Consider the following 19,341-nt stretch of genomic DNA (forward strand, 5'->3'; position numbering starts at 1 on the left):
CTACCCCGCCCTGACAGGGCGGGGTCATAATTTAAATCAATCTTTAGTGGGCAGTACCTCAACGGGACCTATATCCAACGCCTCAACTTCACCTTTGATCTTACTGAGATCCCCAACAATTACCCAGGTAAATTGCTCTGGCGCAAGATACTCCTTGGCTGATGCCTCCACTTTTTCCTTGTTCAGAGCTGAAACCCGCTGGGGATATTCGGCGATGTATTCCTCCGGCAGCCCCTTCTCCACTTGCCAATTTATACTGGAGAGTAACTGTCCCTTGGTCTGGAATCGTGCACTTTGCTTTAGGACTTCGTCATTCTGATAGTCCTCTAACTCTTTCTCCGTGATTGGTCGATCACCCAGGTAATCCTCATATTCCTTTACTAACTCTTTGATAGCTGGAGCCGTTTTATCAGTTTGCACTGGAGCAAAGAGGATATAAGGACGCTGACCTTCAGTATCCAGGGAAACCGCACGAGCGCCATAAGACCAGTGCTTATTCTCACGGAGATTCATATTGACCCGGGAGGTAAATTTTCCGGCAATAATATTTGCCATTGCATCGAAAGCTTCGGCACCCTGAGGTTGCCATGGCGGCATCAGCAGGCCCGCCATAATGTAACTCTGTTGTGCACCAGGGCGATCCAGTAAATAGACTCGAGCCTTTTCCGGGCGAGGTACTTTGGCAACTTCAATTTTGGGAAGCTCCGCTTTTGGGGCGGTCCATTTACCAAGAGTTTCATTCAGAAGTGGCTCAATTTCCTTTTCGGTAACATCCCCCACGATGGTCAGGGTTGCGTTATCCGGACGTACCCAGGTTTTCTGGAAATTAACCAGGTCTTCACGGGTTATAGACTTAATACCCTCAGGTGTGCCCGACCCTGTTAAGGGGGAACCATAGGGGTGATTTTCTCCAAACAATAGCGGCGGTAATTCACGCATGGCCAAGCCCTGCGGCTGAGCCTTTTCCTGCGCAATAGCATCCAATCGATTGGATTTCACCCGCTCCAGGTCAGACTCCGGGAAACGAGGTTCAGTGACTACCTTTTCAAATAGCTCCAGTGAAGGCTCCAGCTGGGTCTTAAGGGCGCTCATGCTGATATTGTTATAATCGAGGCTACTGCCACCGCCAATGCTCACACCCAATTCTTCTGCGCGAGAACTAAACTCCAGACTATCCAAATTACCTGCACCTTCGTTGAGCATTTGAGCTGCTACCGAAGCCAGGCCAGGTTTGTTTTTATCTGTGGAGGCCCCGCTGCGAAACTGCAGGTTCATCAATACTACCGGGGTATCGTGGCGCTCAGCTAAAACAACCTTCAGTCCATTTTTCAGTGTAAATTCTTTTTGTTTTGGCAGCTCCAGTTCTACGTTTTTATCCACTTCTGGCAACTTGCTGCGATCAGCGCCCTCTGTTGCTGCCGTAAACTTTTGTTTAGGCTCCATAATTAAGGTGTAGGAATCTTCTTTTAACCACTGCTGAGCCACCTCTTGAACTTCGAGAGCCGACACATTTGCATAATCTTCTATACCTTCAATTAATGCCCCAGGATCTCCAAAGTAAAATTCCGATTGGGCAAGAATGTCGCTCTTCCCCCCAAAACCACCGGTTTTCTCCAGCCCTTTTACCAGTCCGGCAAACTCACTCTGCTTAACCCGGCGCAACTCCTCCGCGCTCACACCATTTGTTGCAAATTGCTTTAATTCTTCATTCAGTAAATTTTCGACTTTCTCTACAGACTGCCCCGGCTTCACATCGACAATAATCATCAGTTGTCCCGCGAGCTGGCGGCCATAGTAAAAAGCACTGACACTGGTCGCCACTTGTTCATCGCGAACCAGGCGGCGATAGAGAAGAGAATTTTTCCTATTGGCCAGAAGTGAGGTCATCAATTCCAGCGCATCTTCCACTTCGCTGCCCACTGCAGGAACATTCCAAACCTTGTAAATCCGGGTTTGGGGCACCTGGTCGTAAACCACCTCCCGCTTTTTCACCTGGGTGGGCAGTTCCCAGTTTTTTATTCGCGGCTGCACACCGGTACTCGGAATATCTGCAAAATACTTGCGTGCCTTGGCCATGGCATCTTTGACGGTGACATCCCCCGCAATTACCAGAATCGCATTTGCGGGTTGATAATGGTCCTCAAACCATTTCTTTACATCCTCAAGGCTCGCGTTATCCAAGTCTTCCATCGAGCCAATCGGTGTCCACGAATAGGGATGCCCTTTGGGAAAAGTACTCTTGGCAATAATATCGAACGCTTTACCGTAAGGGGCATTTTCCCCTTGACGCTTTTCATTTTTTACAACGCCGCGCTGCTCATCAAGAACCTCTTGGGTGATCGCCCCTTTAAAGTGTCCCATTCGATCTGACTCCATCCACAGAGCCATATCCAGAGCGCCCTTGGGCACAGTGACAAAATAATTTGTGCGGTCATTACTGGTAGTGCCATTCATATCGGTAGCGCCGGAGCGTTGGAAGGGTTCGAAATACTCTCCGGGAAAGTTTTCACTACCGTTAAACATCAAGTGCTCAAATAAATGAGCAAAACCGGTCTTGCCCTCCGGCTCATCTTTTGAACCCACTTTGTACCAAATATTGGTTGAAACAACGGGTGCCTTGTGGTCTTCGTGGACAATTACGGTCAAACCGTTGGGCAGCACTTCTTTGTGAAAAGGAATTTCCAACTTCGGTGGCGGGACATACGCCCCTTGGTCTGACGCCGCAGCCTTACTGCTGGCCGCAGCTTCCCGGTCCACCGAAAGCGCGTGAGGCGTATCATCGGTAGACTTTCCGCAAGCGGTTAGGCCAGTAATAGCGATGGCAACGCTGATAAGTAGCGGACGCAAGTCCATATTGTCACTCCCTTTAAATAAAGCGCAATTTCAGGATGGCAAGTTTAGGTCAGCTTTTCTCCAAAGTGTCAGCAAAACCCTCCGCCAACCGTAATTTAGCAAGTATCCGAGGCAAAAAAATGGGCACCGAAGTGCCCAAATCAATACATCACAGAGAGAAGCGAGATGACAATCGCCCAAGGAATCAGGTCATCAGCTCTACTCCCGCGCTGAACGCGTTACGCTGCCACAGTGCCAGACTTGTCTTCAGATTCGCCCACCACTGAGTGATGGCCAAAGCGCTCCTCGGCAACTCGGTCCGCCACGTGGGCAGTGGTTTGTCCGGTTTCATCAGCACGCTCGAAAACTTCTTTCATCGTGTTGCCGATCTCTTCAATATGAGCACGGACTTCAGCAGCGTCGTAATCACCTTTCTGCTGGTAGTAAACATCAATAATACCGCCAGCATTAATGACGTAGTCTGGCGCGTACAGGATACCTTTCTCGCGAAGTACCTCAGCATGGCGCTCTTCCGCCAACTGGTTGTTGGCTGCACCGGCAATTGCCTGAACCTTCAGGCGGCCAATGGTGTCATCGTTGAGAATTGCACCCATCGCACATGGGGCAAACAAGTCTACGTCCAGGTCAAAAATCTCGTCTGCAGTCACTGCAATAGCACCTAATTCGGTAACTGCACGATCAATGTTGTCTTGGAAAATATCGGTGACAAAGAGTTCCGCACCGGCATCCTTCAAAAGCTTGCCCAAACGGAAACCAACATTGCCAACTCCCTGAATGGAAACTTTCAGGCCGGTCAGATCTGTCTTGCCCCAGCGGTGCTCTACCGCAGCCTTGAGGCCAACAAACACTCCGTAAGCGGTCGAGGGGGACGGATCACCGCCGTATTCGGAGCCTGCAAACAGGCCGGAGACAAACTCAGTTGTCTCACCGATAACACTCATATCTGACACACTAGTGCCAGAATCTTCAGCGGTAATGTAGCGACCACCCAGGGTATTGATAAACTCACCCATTGCACGGAGCAATTCAGGAGTCTTTTCCTTGCGCGGATCACCAATGATTACAGATTTGCCGCCGCCCAGCTTGAGGCCAGCCATAGCAGACTTGTAAGTCATACCTCGGGAAAGGCGAAGAACGTCATTCAGGGCCTCGCCATCATCGGCGTAGGGCCACATTCGACAGCCACCCAGTGAAGGACCCAAATTCGTATTGTGTACCGCGATAATGGCCTTCAAGCCACTCTTTGCATCTTGGTAAAACGCCACTTGTTCGTGTTTATCGTAGGCGGAATGGGAAAAAATACTCATTAACTGTTCCTCTCCGGAAGGCCGGTTCTACAGCTGGGGAACAACCACAGCCCTTATCTGTTTTTATCTGGAATAAGATTATATCCAGCTCCCACAGACAAAGTTTGCATATTTTGCACACATGAGCATTGTAATAGCTAAAATATCATACCAGGCAGTAATTTTTAGGATATTTATCTATATTGGAATAACTCGGGCTACCCGGTCATCAAACCGGGCGGCTGCCTCAACATCTTTATTTCACTGCTGTCTGAAGGCCGTGACCAGGCCATCCTCGATCGCTGGCGACACGCCCATAAATTTCCTATAACTGACGCCGGGAAGAAAAGCATTGCCCCACTGGCTTTCCCAACCATTAAATACCTATAACACCTTCAGCAGCCTTCCTTAACATGCCTACTTTTTCGAAAATTTTTGAAAGTCTCTTAGCGCCGACATCTAAGATCATTTCCACCGCCTAACCTCGGTACATCCTCTGTCCATGGTCTGGTAGAATCCGCGCCCAAATCGATCCATAGAGATAAACTCGATGCTGAATGCCGACGCTCTGAAACAACTTTCGCAACTGAAAACAGATATTCGCTCCAGTAAGGAATTTGCCGAGGGCCGGGTTCGCGGCAGTAACGGCAAGTTTGGCTTCGTTGAGTTGGATGACGGAAGGGAAGCCTTCCTGCCTCCCAATGAAATGGAGCGCGTATTCCCCGGTGACCGGGTTCGAGTAAGTCTCTCCGAAGAGAACAAGGGTAAGCTCGCGGCGGAACTCGATGCATTGCTCGACAGCCAGCTCGACTACCTTGTTGGCCAGTATGTACAGCGCGGCCAGGGCCACTTTATCCAACCCACACAAAACGGCCTGTCTCGCTGGATTTTTCTCCCCCCAAAAGCCCGCGGCAAGGCCCAGCCGGGAGAATTTATTGCCTGTAAAGTAAACCGCCATCCGTTTAAAGACGGCAGAGCTCAGGCCAAAGTGGAAACGGTGATCGGCAAGCCTGATATGCCTGGCATTGAGCACGCCTATGTTGTAGCCCAGTTCAAGCTGCCAGAACAATTTGGTACCGGTGCCCAAAAGCAGGCGGACACTATTGCGGAAAGACTCTCAAAAGTTACCAGTGAGCGCACCGATCTCTCCAAACTGGGCTTCGCAACTATCGATGCAGAAACTACTCGCGATATGGACGACGCCCTGGCAGTAAGCAGCCGTGACGGTGGCTGGACCCTACATATTGCTATCGCTGACCCGTCTTCGGTTATCGATGAAAACAGCCCCCTGGATAAAGAGGCGTTTAATCGCGCCCACAGCCAGTATCTGCCAGGGGAAACCCTGCCTATGCTGCCGCGCAACCTGTGTGAGAACCTCTTCTCCCTGGTCCCCGGCGAGTTGCGCCCAGCCCTGGTTATCCATATCGATATCGACAGCGATGGCACCATTGGCAATAGCCGCTATGAATTTGCCGCTATTCGCTCCCAGCACAAACTGAGCTATGAACAAGTCAGCCGCTTTATTGAGGGTGACGACTCCGCCGTGCCCCAGGAGCAACAGGACAGTCTGCGTAATTTGGCAGCGGTCTATGAAGCCCGCGCCGCCTACCGTGCCAGTCACTCACTGGCAATGGAAGATCGCCCGGACTACGAAATCCTCTTGAACGACCAGCGCAAAATTGAACATATCGAAAAGCAGGAACGCAATATCGCCCAGCGAATGGTCGAGGAAGCGATGCTCGCCACCAATATCAGCATGGGTGGCAAACTTGCCAAAATTGAGCAGGGCTGTTTCTCTGTTCACCTGGGCTTTCGCGAAGAGCGCATGGGAGAAGTTCGCAGTCTGCTGAAAGAACTGCTGCCTGAGCATGCAGAGGCCGATCTGGGGCAGCTGGAGCATTACCTTTCGCTGGTTAAGCACCTGGAAAACCATGAAGAGCCGCAGATGAAGAACCTGCTCGCCGTGCTCAAGCGTATGCTGCGCCCGGGCCAGCTCGATAACAAGGTGGGGGCACACCTGGGACTGGGCCTTGAGGCCTACGCCACCGTCACCTCTCCTATTCGCAAGTACAACGACCTGCACAACCACCGCGTTCTGCGTGCTGCTGCGCTGGGAGAGAAAGCCTCCACCCTGGCCGATGATAAAATTGAATCCCTGCAGGAAAGCCTGATTCGTGGTCGCCAGGCCAACCGAGCCCTGGAGCAATGGCTCTACGCTCAGTTTATCGAGAAGAAAGTTGGCCAGGAATTTACAGGGAAAATCACACTGGTAAACGGCGCAGGCATCGGCGTGCGACTCGACGACTTTGGTATTGACGGCTTTGTGCGCATGAATGGCGATAAGAAGAATCTACCCGCCTTCGATGGCAAGCACCTGGTTCTTACGCACAATGAAAAACGCTTCCACCTAGAACAGGAAGTTTCAGTTAAAGTAGCGTCTGTCGATGTAGACAAACGACGCATAGCCTTTGAACTGAACGCTGAAAAAACTGAAGCTGCCGACGCGGCCCAGAAATAAATTCCTGCACATTTACCCAAGCCCGGCACTCGCCGGGCTTTCCTGCCGGGGGCCAAAGCCCACCACCTTTGATCGGCAGCTAACATCAAGCTCCGGCACCAATAGAATAAATCGAGGCCACTCATGAGCAATATTGCTGAATTGAACCCAACTCCACTGTGGGCACACTTTGCCAAGCTCTGTGAAATTCCACGCCCGTCCAAACATGAAGACCGCGTAGTGGAGCATATCGTTAGCTTCGCTAAAGCACGCGACCTAAGCGTTCAGCTGGATGAAATCGGCAATATTGTGATCAAGAAGCCGGCCACTCCAGGTATGGAAAACCGCAAGACACTGGCCCTGCAGAGCCATGTGGATATGGTGCCGCAGAAGAATGCCGACACTGAGCACGACTTTCTCACCGACTCAATCAAACCCTACGTGGATGGAGACTGGGTAACTGCGGAAGGCACCACGCTCGGCGCAGACAATGGTATCGGTGTTGCCGCAATCCTGGCCCTGATGGAATCTACTGATATTGCCCACCCCGCCCTGGAAGCCCTGCTGACAATTGATGAGGAAGCGGGCATGACCGGTGCCAAGAACCTTAAGCCTGGTTATTTTGAAGCCGACCTGCTCCTGAATCTGGATACTGAAGATGAAGGCGAGTTGTATATCGGCTGTGCCGGCGGTGTCGACGTCAATGTCAGCCTACCCTATACGCCAGAAGCGGTCCTACCCGATACCGAAGCAGTAAAACTCTCTGTTCGCGGCCTCCGTGGCGGGCATTCAGGCTTGGATATCGACAAAGGCCGAGGCAATGCCAACAAAATCGCAAACCGCATTATCCACGCCGCTCTAACCCAGGTCTCCGATCTGCGTATTGCCAGCCTGGATGGCGGTAGCCTGCGCAATGCGATTCCCCGCGAATCCTTCGCAACCCTGGTCGTGCCTTCAGTAGCGGTCGATAAAGTACAGGAAATTGTAAAAAGCGAAAGCGCTCAAATTGCCCGTGAACTGGACAACGAAGCGGCACTGGACATCACCCTGGAAGCTACCGAAACTCCAGCCAACACCCTGGACGCAGATAGCCAATTGACCCTTATTCGCGCAATCCGCTGCTGCCCCAATGGTGTTGAGCGAATGAGCACTGCTCTCGAAGGCATTGCTGAGTCATCCAACAACCTGGCCCGTGTTGTAACAATGGAGGAGAACGGTGAGCATCGAGTAAAAATCCAATGTCTTGTACGCAGCCTCTCTGACAGCGCCCGCGACCAACACGGCCTCAATGTCGCCGCCACCTTCCAGCTGGCAGGTGCGGAAACGACACTGGACAACGACTACCCTGGCTGGACACCAAATCCCGATTCACCGCTGCTGGCGATGATGAAGGATGTCTATAAAGATATGACTGGCGAGGAAGCTGAAGTAAAAGTCATTCACGCCGGCCTGGAGTGCGGATTGCTGGCCAAGCCCTACCCCAACTGGGATATGGTTTCCTTTGGCCCAACCATTCGCCGCGCTCACTCTCCTGAAGAGAAGGTGCATATCCAGAGTGTCGCCAATTTCTGGGATTACTTTATTAAAGTGGTCCAGGCAATCCCGGCCCGGGACTAACCGCCCAACCGGGCCTTGGGTTTCTCCGAGGCCCGACACTTTGCCCCCCATTCAGCCCCATCAATGAAAACGACACTCTGCGTGTCAGCCCTATTAAAACTGATTTTATCCTATCGTTAAGAAATCTCTGGACTATTTTGAGACTTATTACTTTCACCGTCGGTCGGAGAAGATGAATAAGGGTTATTCACTGGGCGCAAAGGACTCAGAGCAGAAACGCCTGTTACTGCAGAGAGAAATTTACGGAGATACTGAGGATATACATTTTCCTCCAGATTATCGGGTAGCAGAGTTTGGCTGTGGTGCAGGCGCTAATCTCTGGATTGCTCAAGAGGTATCCTTGGGCGGGTATATTGGGCTGGATATACAATCCGCCCAAGTAGACAAAGCCAAGCAGGCGGCGCAAAAATTAGGTCTTACTAATGCTGAATTTAAACTCTGCAATGCAGAGCAATCAGGGCTGGACGACTCATCCGTAGATGCAGCCTTTGCACGTTTAGTCCTGATACATCTTCCAACCCCAAAAACCATGCTGCAGGAAATGATCCGGATTGTACGTCCCGGCGGCAGGGTCATTATTCACGAGCCCTATGACGCGACCTATTACACCGGCCCCGACAAGTTCAATCTTATGAAGTGCTTCCGTGCGCGCAATGTGCTGGCCTACGACAATGGACGAGGATCTCCCGAAATAGCGGTTAATCTGTTCCCTTTATTATCATCTCTACAGGTCAGCAAAGTTGAGGTTTCCCCCTACGTGATCAATGCCAATGGCACTAAGGACAGAGAAAAGTGTAAACACTTATTAGAAAATCTTGTTGGACTCATCACACCTGTCTCGGACCAGTTAATTACCCAGGGTAAAATCACCCCTGAAGAGTGGAGGTCCGCGCAAAAAGAGGCCTGTGTTATTACCCCGCATACATTCCACACCCAGACACTCTGGAGAGCCTTGGCACAAGTTAACTAGAGTTTGAAAAAGTTGAAATCCAATGTTGCGCAATCTCTTTGCGGCGACAAATCCATATTGGCTCAAAACCCTGAATATATTTTAAGAACCTGTAAATTCCAATTGCCCTGGCCGGATGGCCACTGACCCTTCCGTGTAAACCGATAGTCATCAACTTGGGACATGCATTGCCCTCTCGCCAAAGCTGATCGAAAGCGCACTTGAGTAAGCAGAAGAAATCATCAGCTGTCGTGCAGCCACTGGGCAGCAAGTACTGAATATCGTTGTTTACCAAGGTGTAGGGAATTACTAATAACGGATCGTTCTTCTGCCCCCAGTATGGCAAATCATCACAGTAGGAATCTGACGTATATAGCAGCCCTTCAATTTTTCGCACCAGTGAACTGGTGTGAGGGCTCACCCGGCCCGTGTACCACCCAAAAGGCGGCCTCTTTGTTAATTGTTCGATTAACTTAACAGTGAGTTGAATATCGTGTTTCTCACGGCCTTTGGGAATATCTTTATAATCGATCCACCGGTACCCGTGTCCCGCTACCTCGTGGCCCGCATCAACCAAAGCCCGAGCCAAAACAGGGTTAAGCTCCAAGGCCTGACCAGTGGCAAAAACCGTTAATGGAACATTGAAAATATCAAAGATATCGAGAAGCCGCCAAACCCCGGCCCGGGATCCGTATTCATACATACTCTCCACACTGAAATCCCGTGTCCCAACTCGTGCAGGCCTCCCCGGGAGTTCATGCAGGTAAGATTCAGATTGAGTATCACCATTCAGCGTGGTCGATTCCGACCCTTCCTCCAAATTCAAAACAAACTGAACTGCAATACGGGCCTGGCCAGGCCAGTGGGGGTTGGGCGGGCGCCCAGCATATCCTTGCAAATTCCTTTCGTGCATTAACCAAGCTCAAATGTCGTCACGCCAAAAATGCGATCCTGCGCAATATCGGGCATTGGGCCCAGGTACATTCTTGCGCAACCGAAAACCTCCTCCATCCCATAGTGCTTCACAAGAGACATAGCCGCAATATTATTTTCCGGCACATCCAGAAATACAGGCCCTTCACCTGCAAATGGAATTAGTGCCTTCAGTAGCATATCTGCCACTTTATAGCTATTTGCAAATAAGGGACCGACTTTACATCCATTGCGGCAACGCCTAATCACACCATAGCCACAAAGGCTTCCAAACTGGACGTAACCCAAACTCAGCGCCTCAGCCTGTGAGACCCACGCTTCGAGAAATACCTGGCGAGCAGCAGGAAAACAGGTCCGGTCATATGCAATTAGCTGATCGAAAGAAACTTCACTGATTGGGACAACTTCATCCGGACGGCCCCTGTTTACATCTTCAAATACGGACGACTCTGTACGGTAGCGAAGGTTGCGATGAGAAAAAGTAAAACCACCTCTTGCATAGTAGTCCTGCATAGCAAACACCCCATCCAAACCAATACTCGCATCAGGCCTCAAGCGGGCCCTTAATCGGTCCCTTAATCGGTCCCTTCGAATATACCAAAGCTTATTACCAAAGCCGTGACCACGAAATTCAGGCCTGACAATAAAGAAGCCCATAAAACCAAAATCGTCTCCATAAACAGTAATTGCTCCACCACCAATCAGTTCACCCTTTACCTCAGCTGCAATATAGGCTTCAGGATCCGTTTTCCAGAAAATTTTCGCATCGTGCAACCCTGGGTTCCAGCCTTCAAGAGCGGCCCAGTCAACCAGAAGATCCAGTTCTTTTCGGGTCATCGCCCGAACAGTAAATGACTCATTCATTGGCTTTGAGCTCTCATTATTTTCGTGTTTATTAAAAATTTTTCGGTGCCAGGAATTTAAAGGGTTGTGAGGGACTTAACTTTGATGTCACCTCACCACCGATATCCATTGGGGTATCCAGTTTCATAGACATTACCTTGGCTCCAGGCTCAATAGAAACATTGGCCATATCCAGCCAAATGACCGATGGATTGATAACGGAATCAAAATAGTAGTGATTATTTTCCTGATCGATAACCGACCGCCAAAGTGTTGAGGCTATATTAGGTTTATCCGGGTCATCCATTCCCAGAGGTACACTGACAGCACGGATTTGGGAAAAGGCTGATGCCAGAGCCTTGCGATGCCCTTTATATTCTGGTGATGTTTTCAAGGCATAACTGGCCCTTACAAACCTGTCAGCTGCGCTAATTGTACCCGGTAAAAAGTTCTGACCTCCGATCAGGTCCCAGTATGCATTGATAGCCAACTGTTGATCATAGGGCGGAGAGTTAGTCATTACCTTATACTGTTTACCGTGATGGATCTTTAGCCTACCACTTAGATATTCAAATATCGCGGAGTCCCCACTGGGATCAGAGATAGCAATATGAGCACTTGCAGGGCTGCCGTCGGGGAGATCTGTACCTACCACAGTAAAAGGATCGCTCTCTATGCCTTTTACTGCCTCATCCACCGTAGCGTAGTTATCCAAAATATACTGCAACCATGCTCCAACAGAAATTATTGGCTTTGCCCGTTCCTCAGCATTTCCATAATCTGCCTCAGCCAAATATAAAAGATTGCCAACCAAACCCTTTTCATTGAGCCCATCGGATGTTGCCGCACCATAGATACTGATAACTATTGAGCCAAATCTCGATGTCCAGGTAATCGAGTTGGGCCCCAAGCCTCCATTTCGTTCCATCTCTCTGGGAAAAACCCAAAAGTCCATTGCCGCATCAGTATCGCTCCAATCCATACTGCGAGCCGTAATATAAGAGCTATCACCCGTCTTATAGAGTATTCGTGTACAAGCAACAGCGGAGAGAGACTCAAAAAAACACAGGGTAACAAATAACAAACCAGTAACAGTTTGCATTACATCTTCAAAAAATGAAGTCCTTTTCACTTTTCCAGCTCTCCTCTAAGGAAGGTCATTTATGGAATTTTTTATCGTTAATTACCGACTTCAACCATTGAAAGCGAAACTATCAAACAGGCAGATATAAAAGAAAAATACGTCATATCTCAAATACCTTCGACAAAATTGACGCAAGGATCTAAATCTGTCACTTATTTCTACCTACCCTCTTCAAACATTAAGTAGGTTTAGTAAACTTTTACCGCCAAAAAACAGGGTCACAGGAGCATTCATCTTCAGCACAAATATTTTAATCATAATAAATTTGAGTAAGCTCTCAACCAACCGCCACAAAACTGATAGTTCTCCATATAGAATAATATTGATCACTCACGGAGCCTCCATGAACTCAATTGGTAGACTGGTAATTCTGGTCAACAACTATGAAGAAGCGATTGCTTTCTACCGCGACAAACTTGGATTTGAAGTATTTATAGACTCAGAAGCAGCACCGCACCGATTTGTTCATATCCGCCTACCGTCACAAAAAGATATGGGCATATGGTTACTCCAAGCCACTTCCGACACCCAGCAGAAAAAAGTAGGGGCGCAAACTGCAGGGCAACCTTGTGCAGTGATTTACACGGACAACTTTGAAAAGGAATATAAAAACCTTGTGAATAATGGCGTTTACTTCAGTAAACCGCCTGTATCTGATGGAGGCGCCAAGTTTGCCCACTTTGAAGACCTCTATGGCAACGAATTTATTTTGGTTGAGCTCCAGGCAGAAAGCGTAGAGTAAATCTTAACCTGTCGCTGCTAGCATTCAAATTAAATGCGGCGGCAGATTTCACCACCCAATAGACTTCTTTCTTTAGCTACTCTGAAACAACTTCCGATAATCAAATAAGGGGGGAGAATTAATAAAAGATCCTTCTCCCCTAATCAATCACTCTTTGACCCTTTCATGTTTACATCTCCCTTTGTATCACATATAAATCGAATAACACTCACTCGATAAGTACCAAATATCCAATATCATTCGACCAGCACAGAACCAGCTATTGATTAAATTTTCGGCATCAGGGAATGTTGCGGCCAGCTACCAACTAACACGTACTCATATATGAGAAAATTCACTCACTAAAACCATTTCCACCAAAGTAAAGAACAAAGGCAGAGGCAGGCCTTGGCTAAAGACTTTGCCTCCAGGATAGAGCCAACTGGAATAACAATGAGAAGAAGCCTGATTATGCTGGTACCCGGACTGACAAGAGTCACCAGTACCGCCCAACTGTCAGAGTTCACCGAGGGATTAATCGCTGCAAGTGAACGTATGCCCCTCACTACAATCTCAGATCCTAGTGTACCCGCCGGAATCAATCGACTGAGAATTAGTGGCACACAGGAGCTTGATCTGGTTGAAGCTTACTGGAATGACCTGGTCCCCAGTATTACCCAGCAAAGCCTGAAAACCCGTCTTGCCCGAGGCTTCTCCCTGATCTGGTTCTGGCTGGCCAATCTTCATATCTGGAAAGGTGTCCTAAAACGGAAGTACCTGACATTCGGCCTAACCCTTTCTGCACTGGCTTTTATAGTCTGGTATCTTGGTACCATTATTTTGTTTGTCGAAGCTATTGAGCCCACCAGTGACAGTCCGTTTTACCCTGCAGTGCAGCAGCTCAAGCAAGGTGTTGAGTATATAGGGGGCTGGCGGATCTGGCTGATTGCCACCGCAGTGGTTGCTGTTATGCCGGTTTCCCTGCTGGTAGATATTTCTGATTTTTGTAAGCGCTATCTCACCAATGAGCCCGCGGCCAAGGGCAAGCCCGCGGTCCGCTTTGAAATTATCCGGCGGGTCAGAGAGCAGCTGGAGAACAGTATTAAACTGTACGATTACGATTCCGTAACTGTTGTAGGACACAGTTTTGGCAGTGTTGTCACGGTAGACCTTTTTGCCGATCTTCCACCAATTGGCAAACCTATCCGCATCCTTACCATGGGCTCCCTGATAGAGGTTCTAGGTAAGCAGGCGCCCTGGTTACAAGGTGAAGTAGAACAACTGTCACAAAGAGAAGATTTAATCGAATGGATTGATATCAAATCTCATTCAGACTGGTTTGCCAGTGGTTCCGCGGTCCCGGCGCGTCACCACTGCTATGAGAGAGTCATTGGGTCTTACGGAACATTTCCGGATAAGCTGGCAGCTCGAGTTCACTCCCGATATTTCGATAATCAGGAGGCCGTCCGTTTATTGCTTACTTACTTTGAAAAGCAAAATACTCACAGTATGTTACCGACTTCGGAAAAGGCATTGGAGCCGACCTAAATTGGGAACGATGTAACCCATTGGCAGTAGTTGTACATATAGTCTGGTCACCTTGACCTCGACCAAGAAAAATATATCTTGACTATTAAGAATGAAAATCACAAGGAAATAACGATGATAAAACGGCACCCAGGAACAACCTTTGTATTTCTAGCTTTACTAACAATATTGGTCAACGGCTGCTCACAAATAGCGCCGCGCTACGATGCCGCGCTCTATTCGGGTTTAACCACTGTTAACGTAGAAATAATGGAGTTTTTCTCCTCTGTTTCCAGCGGCACTGACAAAAACTCCTACTCAACAAGAGATAAGAAATATCATGCACTGATTGGCAAAGTGGATGCTCTGGCGATGCAATCGAAAACCCGCCCTGTACCTGAGAGCAAAATGCTCAGTAAGATCAACGAATACCTGGAATCCTCCGGAAAAGATATTAGCTTTGAGCAGGAGCCTCCCAGTGTCGCATCATTAGAGAAAATTTCAGAAAGCTTGAATATGATGCGCACGGAAGACGAAGATAAGGGGCTGAACACAACTGCCGTATCCCTATTCAAAAACGAAATCGTTATCTCCATGGACCAAGCACTTACCTATGAGTCTTTTCTGAACCGCTGAGGAAATCAACATGTCTATTGACGTTAATCAACTCGTTGCTGATATCAAAGGAGCCGCTTCCGCGGTAATCGATAGCGATATTTCTGAACTCAGGGGATTTTCCGATCGTCAATTATCCGCTATCGCCCAGCAAACCAAAATGATTGCCAAAGCAATTGCATCTGATGAAATATCTGGCGATCTCCAAGATTATTTTCTCGACTCCCTGGAGGACATGGCCAGGAACTTCGCCAACACTTTACGTGGACTCCTGTTAGTCACCATCGAGAAAGTCTGGAATGCAATCCTGGGAGTCCTCTGGGGAACAATTGAAGCTTGCACCGGCATTTCATTAAAAACCGCTATCTGATTCCCATTTAAGTAGGGCTGGGCCAACCCAGCCCAAATAACAAACACTCCAAATTCCTATACCTCCAGTCAAGATTACTCACTGGATCATCCCCACCACCAGGTACATTATTCGCTAGGCCACAAATTACTCAAGTTTCGGATACCTAGGAACCACCGGCCATTCACCAACAAGTAAAAAGAGTTTAACCCCCCTGTAAAGAATTATTCATCAAGACGCGTCAATGTACGCGCGCAAATAACCCAAGCCGCGAAATAGGCTGGTTAAAACTTGCTGAATCACTACAAACTGGGGTTTCCCGATGAATACCAAAAAGACCTACCTGGCAGCCGCCATTTCAGTGGCCACTGTAATGAGTGCCAGTCCTGTAACCGCTGAAGACCTCAGCAACGCACAAATTGAAGAAGTAATGGTGCAGGGCTCCGGTAGCACTTTTAACAGCAGCGAAGTATCTGAGGCGATGCGCAAGCAACAGTCCTCTATAACCAGCGTTAATGCTTTGATCGACAACCTCCCCGGTGTCTCAGTCAATGAAGGAGATACTTACGGCTTTGACGATTGGTCAACCAATGTCAGTATTCGTGGATTTACCAACAGTTTAGATGAACAGCAAATTGGCACCACCATTGATGGTATTCCCAATGGTGGTTCGAATTACGGTGGAGGCTCAAAAGCAAACCGCTTTGTTGACCCTGGTAATATCGGTTCAGTAGAAGTATCTCAGGGAACCTCAGATATCGCTTCACGTTCCCACGAAGCCCTGGGAGGCACCATTGATTATCGCACTGATGATCCTTTGGATACACAACGCAGTCGTATTGAACTCTCCGCAGGAGAATTTGATGCTCAACGCGTATATTTTCGCTACGACACTGGTATTTTTGCCGGGAACAGTAAAGCCTGGATCTCATACTCTAACCAGGAAGCGACCGACTGGATTACTGAAACCGCTGAGAATGAACGAGAGCACATCGCAGCAAAACTAGTGACCAACCTGGAAGCTGGTACTATCAAGGCCTACATATCCTACGACGATATCCACGAAGATAATTATCAACGAATCTATTCGGACGCCCAATTTGAAGAGTACCCTGAAAACGACTTCCTAACCGGCAACTGGTCCGGTATTCCCTATATCGATCAACTCTATCGACGTGGCTGGTCTACATTGCGAGAGAATCTACTGGCTTACACCCAATTAGATTTTGACCTGACAGACTCCTTCAATCTACAGGCCGGGCTCTATTATCACAGCAACGAAGGCCGTGGAGATTGGGTCCCCCCCTACCTGGTTGATATTATCGATGATGGCGACCAGGGCGAGTCTGAATTCCTCGGCGGCTCAACTGCCTATGGAGGCAGCCAGTCAGGCATCATTTATTTTGTTGATGCCAATGGCAATGCTCTTACTTACGATGAAACATGTACAGCATCAGTCACCAATATCTATGGCGATTCAGGACCAGCCTACAATCCAGATTGCTATGCAGAGGGTGCCATACCTGCGATGTCTTACCGGCACACTCATTATGAGAAAGAGCGTTCCGGACTGACTCTAGACTTTACATACGCTACCACCATCGCCGGGTTGGACAATGAAATACGAGGCGGCCTCTGGTATGAAGACTCCACTCGCGACGAACACCGTGATTGGCACAAAATAACTGACGCAACTCAGGGTGCCAGTTTCAATTCAACACCTTACTGGGTGCAATACGACCGCAGTTACCCCTCAACCAGCACAAAGTGGTATCTACAGAACTCCCTGACCATCGACACTCTCACTTTGACACTGGGCGCCAAGCAGTTCTTTGTCGATGTTGAAAGGGAAGATCTGTTTCAGGAGTCTTCCGATGCAAGTGTTGACTCTGACTCAGACATCCTGCTCTCCGCCGGTTTGATTTGGGAAACACCCCTGGAAGGTGCAGAGCTGTTCGCTGGTTACGCTGAAAACTTTAAGGCGATTGGAGACAGTGTATTAGAGCGGCCCGATTCAGATCTCGACAATATCGAACCGGAAACCTCAGAGACCACAGAACTCGGGCTTCGCTATACTGCCGATAATTTTTCGGCAACTGCCACTTACTTTCAAAATGATTTTGAAAACCGGATCATTTTCCTGGATAACAACACTGCCGCAGGTAATAACTATTTGATTGGTACCAATGGGACCTATTTTAATGCTGGCGGAATCGAATCTGATGGTCTGGAACTTTTCCTGGACTACGATCTATCAGAAACTCTAAACCTCTATACATCCTATACCCTGCTGGACACTACCTATATTGGCTCAGGAAACTCAGCGGTAGATGAAACTCAAGGAATAACGCCAGGGAATGACGTAGTCGGAATAGCTGATCAACTCTATGTGGTTGGCCTGGACTGGAACTCTGAAATATTTTACGGCGGTATCTCCAGTAAGTTTACCGGAGATCGCTTTGTCGACTTAAACAATAGCTGGATAGCTGACTCCTATGTAGTTGTCGATGCCTATCTGGGCATGAATCTGGGAGAATTTAGTCCGGCACTACGGGGAGCCAACCTGAACTTAGTGATAAATAATTTACTGGATGAGGATTACTTAGGCACTGTCGTTTCTGGCGGTGCCTGGATTGGTGCTCCACGGACAGCCTCACTCTCTGCAACCATTGGTTTCTAAGATTTTTTTGGCAACAGTACAATCGGCTGGAAATGCTAGCCGATTGTGCGTATGTTTAGTCAAGCAGTAGATTCAAAAATAAAGTGCAATAAATAATAAATATAGTCGAAAAATAATTTTGATTATTTGAGACAAATATAAATAATCCAAAAATATGCAAAGAGCTCTTTCAATGAACAGATTGACTACAGCAATCCTGGCCCTGTTTCTTTCCACTCAATCCCTTGCCGCAGACAACCTCATATTAGTCACTATCGACGGCTTGCGCTGGCAGGAAGTGTTCTCCGGTTATGACTCTGAACTTCTCAACCACGCAGAGTACACTGAAAATAAACAAGACCTTATCAATCACTTTCACGGCGATTCACTGACCGAAAAACGTCAAAAATTATTGCCTTTTATCTGGCAAGCGGTGGCTAAAGAAGGGGTTTTAATTGGCAATCGTGACAAAGGATCTAAAGCGCAAGTTACCAATGGTTGGTGGTTTTCCTACCCCGGTTACAATGAGATTTTAACCGGCTCCGCCGACCCCAAAATCAATAGTAACGACCCAATTCCAAATGCCAATACCACCTTTCTCGAGTGGCTAAACAGCAAGTCTGAGTACAAAGGCCGAGTCGCCGCATTCGGTAGCTGGGGAGTATTCTCCTCTATACTTAACCGTGATCGCAGTGGTATTTACATTAACGCCGGCCTGGAAGCTGCCGATTGGCCAAAGTTGAGCCAAAGAGCAGAGTTTCTCAACGATTTGCAGGGGCAACTGCCGGTTTTCTGGGAAAACGTGCGACCCGATGCATTTACCTATGGGTTTGCAAAAGAGTACCTAATTAGCAAAAAGCCCAAGGTAATGTACATTGCCCTGGGTGAAACCGACGATTTTGCCCACGATGAGGAATATCACCAGTATCTCCACTCCGCACATCGGAGCGACATGATACTCGCCAAACTCTGGCAGACACTTCAATCTCTTGATCAATACCGAGACAATACCAACCTACTCATTACCGTTGACCACGGGCGCGGCAACACCGCTGAATCCTGGCCCCACCACGCCAGTGGCCCAGCCCTTTCCCAATACTTCGGTAAAGAAGACCACCCCCACAAAGCGGGAATACCTGGCTCCAATGAGATCTGGATTGCCGCGCTGGGCCCAGACATTAAAGCTTTGGGAGAAGTATCCAAAGGGGAAGCGGTTTTTCAGGATCAGATAGCCGCAACCGCACTACAACTGCTCGGCCATAAGTCAGAAGAGTTTTCGCAGGATAGTGGCAAAGCAATAGACCGTATTCTCAAATAAGCCTTTGTTCAGCCGGGCCTGACAAGTTCG

The 19,341-nt window shown here is 48.6% G+C and carries 14 protein-coding genes; 9 read left to right on the forward strand and 5 right to left on the reverse strand.

Features of this window, described 5'->3' with window-relative positions:
* Positions 1 to 36 precede the first annotated feature (36 nt).
* Positions 37 to 2,853, reverse strand: a complete 2,817-nt coding sequence (locus BTJ40_RS15165; RefSeq protein ID WP_108733883.1) for a pitrilysin family protein — start codon at positions 2,851 to 2,853, stop codon at positions 37 to 39.
* 218 nt (positions 2,854 to 3,071) lie between these two features.
* A complete protein-coding gene (locus BTJ40_RS15170; protein ID WP_108733884.1) occupies positions 3,072 to 4,160 on the reverse strand; it encodes a Glu/Leu/Phe/Val dehydrogenase dimerization domain-containing protein in 1,089 nt (362 codons plus the stop codon).
* Positions 4,161 to 4,689: 529 nt separating this feature from the next.
* Here BTJ40_RS15170 and BTJ40_RS15175 point away from each other — a divergent pair.
* The 3 genes from BTJ40_RS15175 (at position 4,690) to BTJ40_RS15185 (ending at position 9,223) form a co-directional block, all read left to right on the forward strand.
* Positions 4,690 to 6,657 (forward strand): VacB/RNase II family 3'-5' exoribonuclease, encoded by a 1,968-nt coding sequence (locus BTJ40_RS15175; protein WP_108733885.1) that lies wholly within the window; start codon positions 4,690 to 4,692, stop codon positions 6,655 to 6,657.
* A 123-nt stretch (positions 6,658 to 6,780) separates the two neighbouring features.
* The gene (locus BTJ40_RS15180; protein ID WP_108733886.1) at positions 6,781 to 8,253 is read left to right on the forward strand and encodes an aminoacyl-histidine dipeptidase; all 1,473 of its coding nucleotides are present in this window, start codon (positions 6,781 to 6,783) and stop codon (positions 8,251 to 8,253) included.
* Between the two features lie 172 nt (positions 8,254 to 8,425).
* On the forward strand, positions 8,426 to 9,223 hold the full coding sequence (locus BTJ40_RS15185; protein ID WP_108733887.1) for a class I SAM-dependent methyltransferase: 798 nt from the start codon (positions 8,426 to 8,428) through the stop codon (positions 9,221 to 9,223).
* Here BTJ40_RS15185 and BTJ40_RS15190 read toward each other — a convergent pair.
* The 3 genes from BTJ40_RS15190 to BTJ40_RS15200 are packed head-to-tail and all read right to left on the reverse strand — an operon-like array spanning position 9,216 to position 12,110.
* Positions 9,216 to 10,115, reverse strand: a complete 900-nt coding sequence (locus BTJ40_RS15190; protein ID WP_108733888.1) for a polysaccharide deacetylase family protein — start codon at positions 10,113 to 10,115, stop codon at positions 9,216 to 9,218. The genes BTJ40_RS15185 and BTJ40_RS15190 overlap by 8 nt on opposite strands.
* Complete coding sequence (locus BTJ40_RS15195; RefSeq protein WP_108733889.1) at positions 10,115 to 10,999, reverse strand: GNAT family N-acetyltransferase; 885 nt, start codon at positions 10,997 to 10,999, stop codon at positions 10,115 to 10,117. Before BTJ40_RS15195 ends, BTJ40_RS15190 begins: the two co-directional genes overlap by 1 nt.
* 31 nt (positions 11,000 to 11,030) lie before the next feature.
* A complete protein-coding gene (locus BTJ40_RS15200; RefSeq protein ID WP_238152019.1) occupies positions 11,031 to 12,110 on the reverse strand; it encodes a linear amide C-N hydrolase in 1,080 nt (359 codons plus the stop codon).
* Positions 12,111 to 12,465: 355 nt separating this feature from the next.
* Between BTJ40_RS15200 and BTJ40_RS15205 the strand changes: the two genes are divergently transcribed.
* From BTJ40_RS15205 to BTJ40_RS15230, 6 genes are all read left to right on the forward strand, one after another.
* Positions 12,466 to 12,864, forward strand: a complete 399-nt coding sequence (locus BTJ40_RS15205; protein ID WP_108733890.1) for a VOC family protein — start codon at positions 12,466 to 12,468, stop codon at positions 12,862 to 12,864.
* A gap of 432 nt (positions 12,865 to 13,296) precedes the next feature.
* A complete protein-coding gene (locus BTJ40_RS15210; protein ID WP_157954102.1) occupies positions 13,297 to 14,391 on the forward strand; it encodes a hypothetical protein in 1,095 nt (364 codons plus the stop codon).
* Between the two features lie 114 nt (positions 14,392 to 14,505).
* On the forward strand, positions 14,506 to 15,006 hold the full coding sequence (locus BTJ40_RS15215) for a hypothetical protein (protein ID WP_108733892.1): 501 nt from the start codon (positions 14,506 to 14,508) through the stop codon (positions 15,004 to 15,006).
* A gap of 10 nt (positions 15,007 to 15,016) precedes the next feature.
* The gene (locus BTJ40_RS15220; protein ID WP_108733893.1) at positions 15,017 to 15,355 is read left to right on the forward strand and encodes a hypothetical protein; all 339 of its coding nucleotides are present in this window, start codon (positions 15,017 to 15,019) and stop codon (positions 15,353 to 15,355) included.
* 301 nt (positions 15,356 to 15,656) lie between these two features.
* Entirely contained in the window at positions 15,657 to 18,014 is a 2,358-nt protein-coding gene (locus BTJ40_RS15225) for a TonB-dependent receptor domain-containing protein (protein WP_108733894.1), read from the forward strand.
* A 172-nt stretch (positions 18,015 to 18,186) separates the two neighbouring features.
* Entirely contained in the window at positions 18,187 to 19,311 is a 1,125-nt protein-coding gene (locus BTJ40_RS15230; RefSeq protein WP_108733895.1) for an alkaline phosphatase family protein, read from the forward strand.
* Positions 19,312 to 19,341: the final 30 nt, after the last annotated feature.

This window comes from Microbulbifer sp. A4B17 (assembly GCF_003076275.1).
GTDB lineage: Bacteria > Pseudomonadota > Gammaproteobacteria > Pseudomonadales > Cellvibrionaceae > Microbulbifer.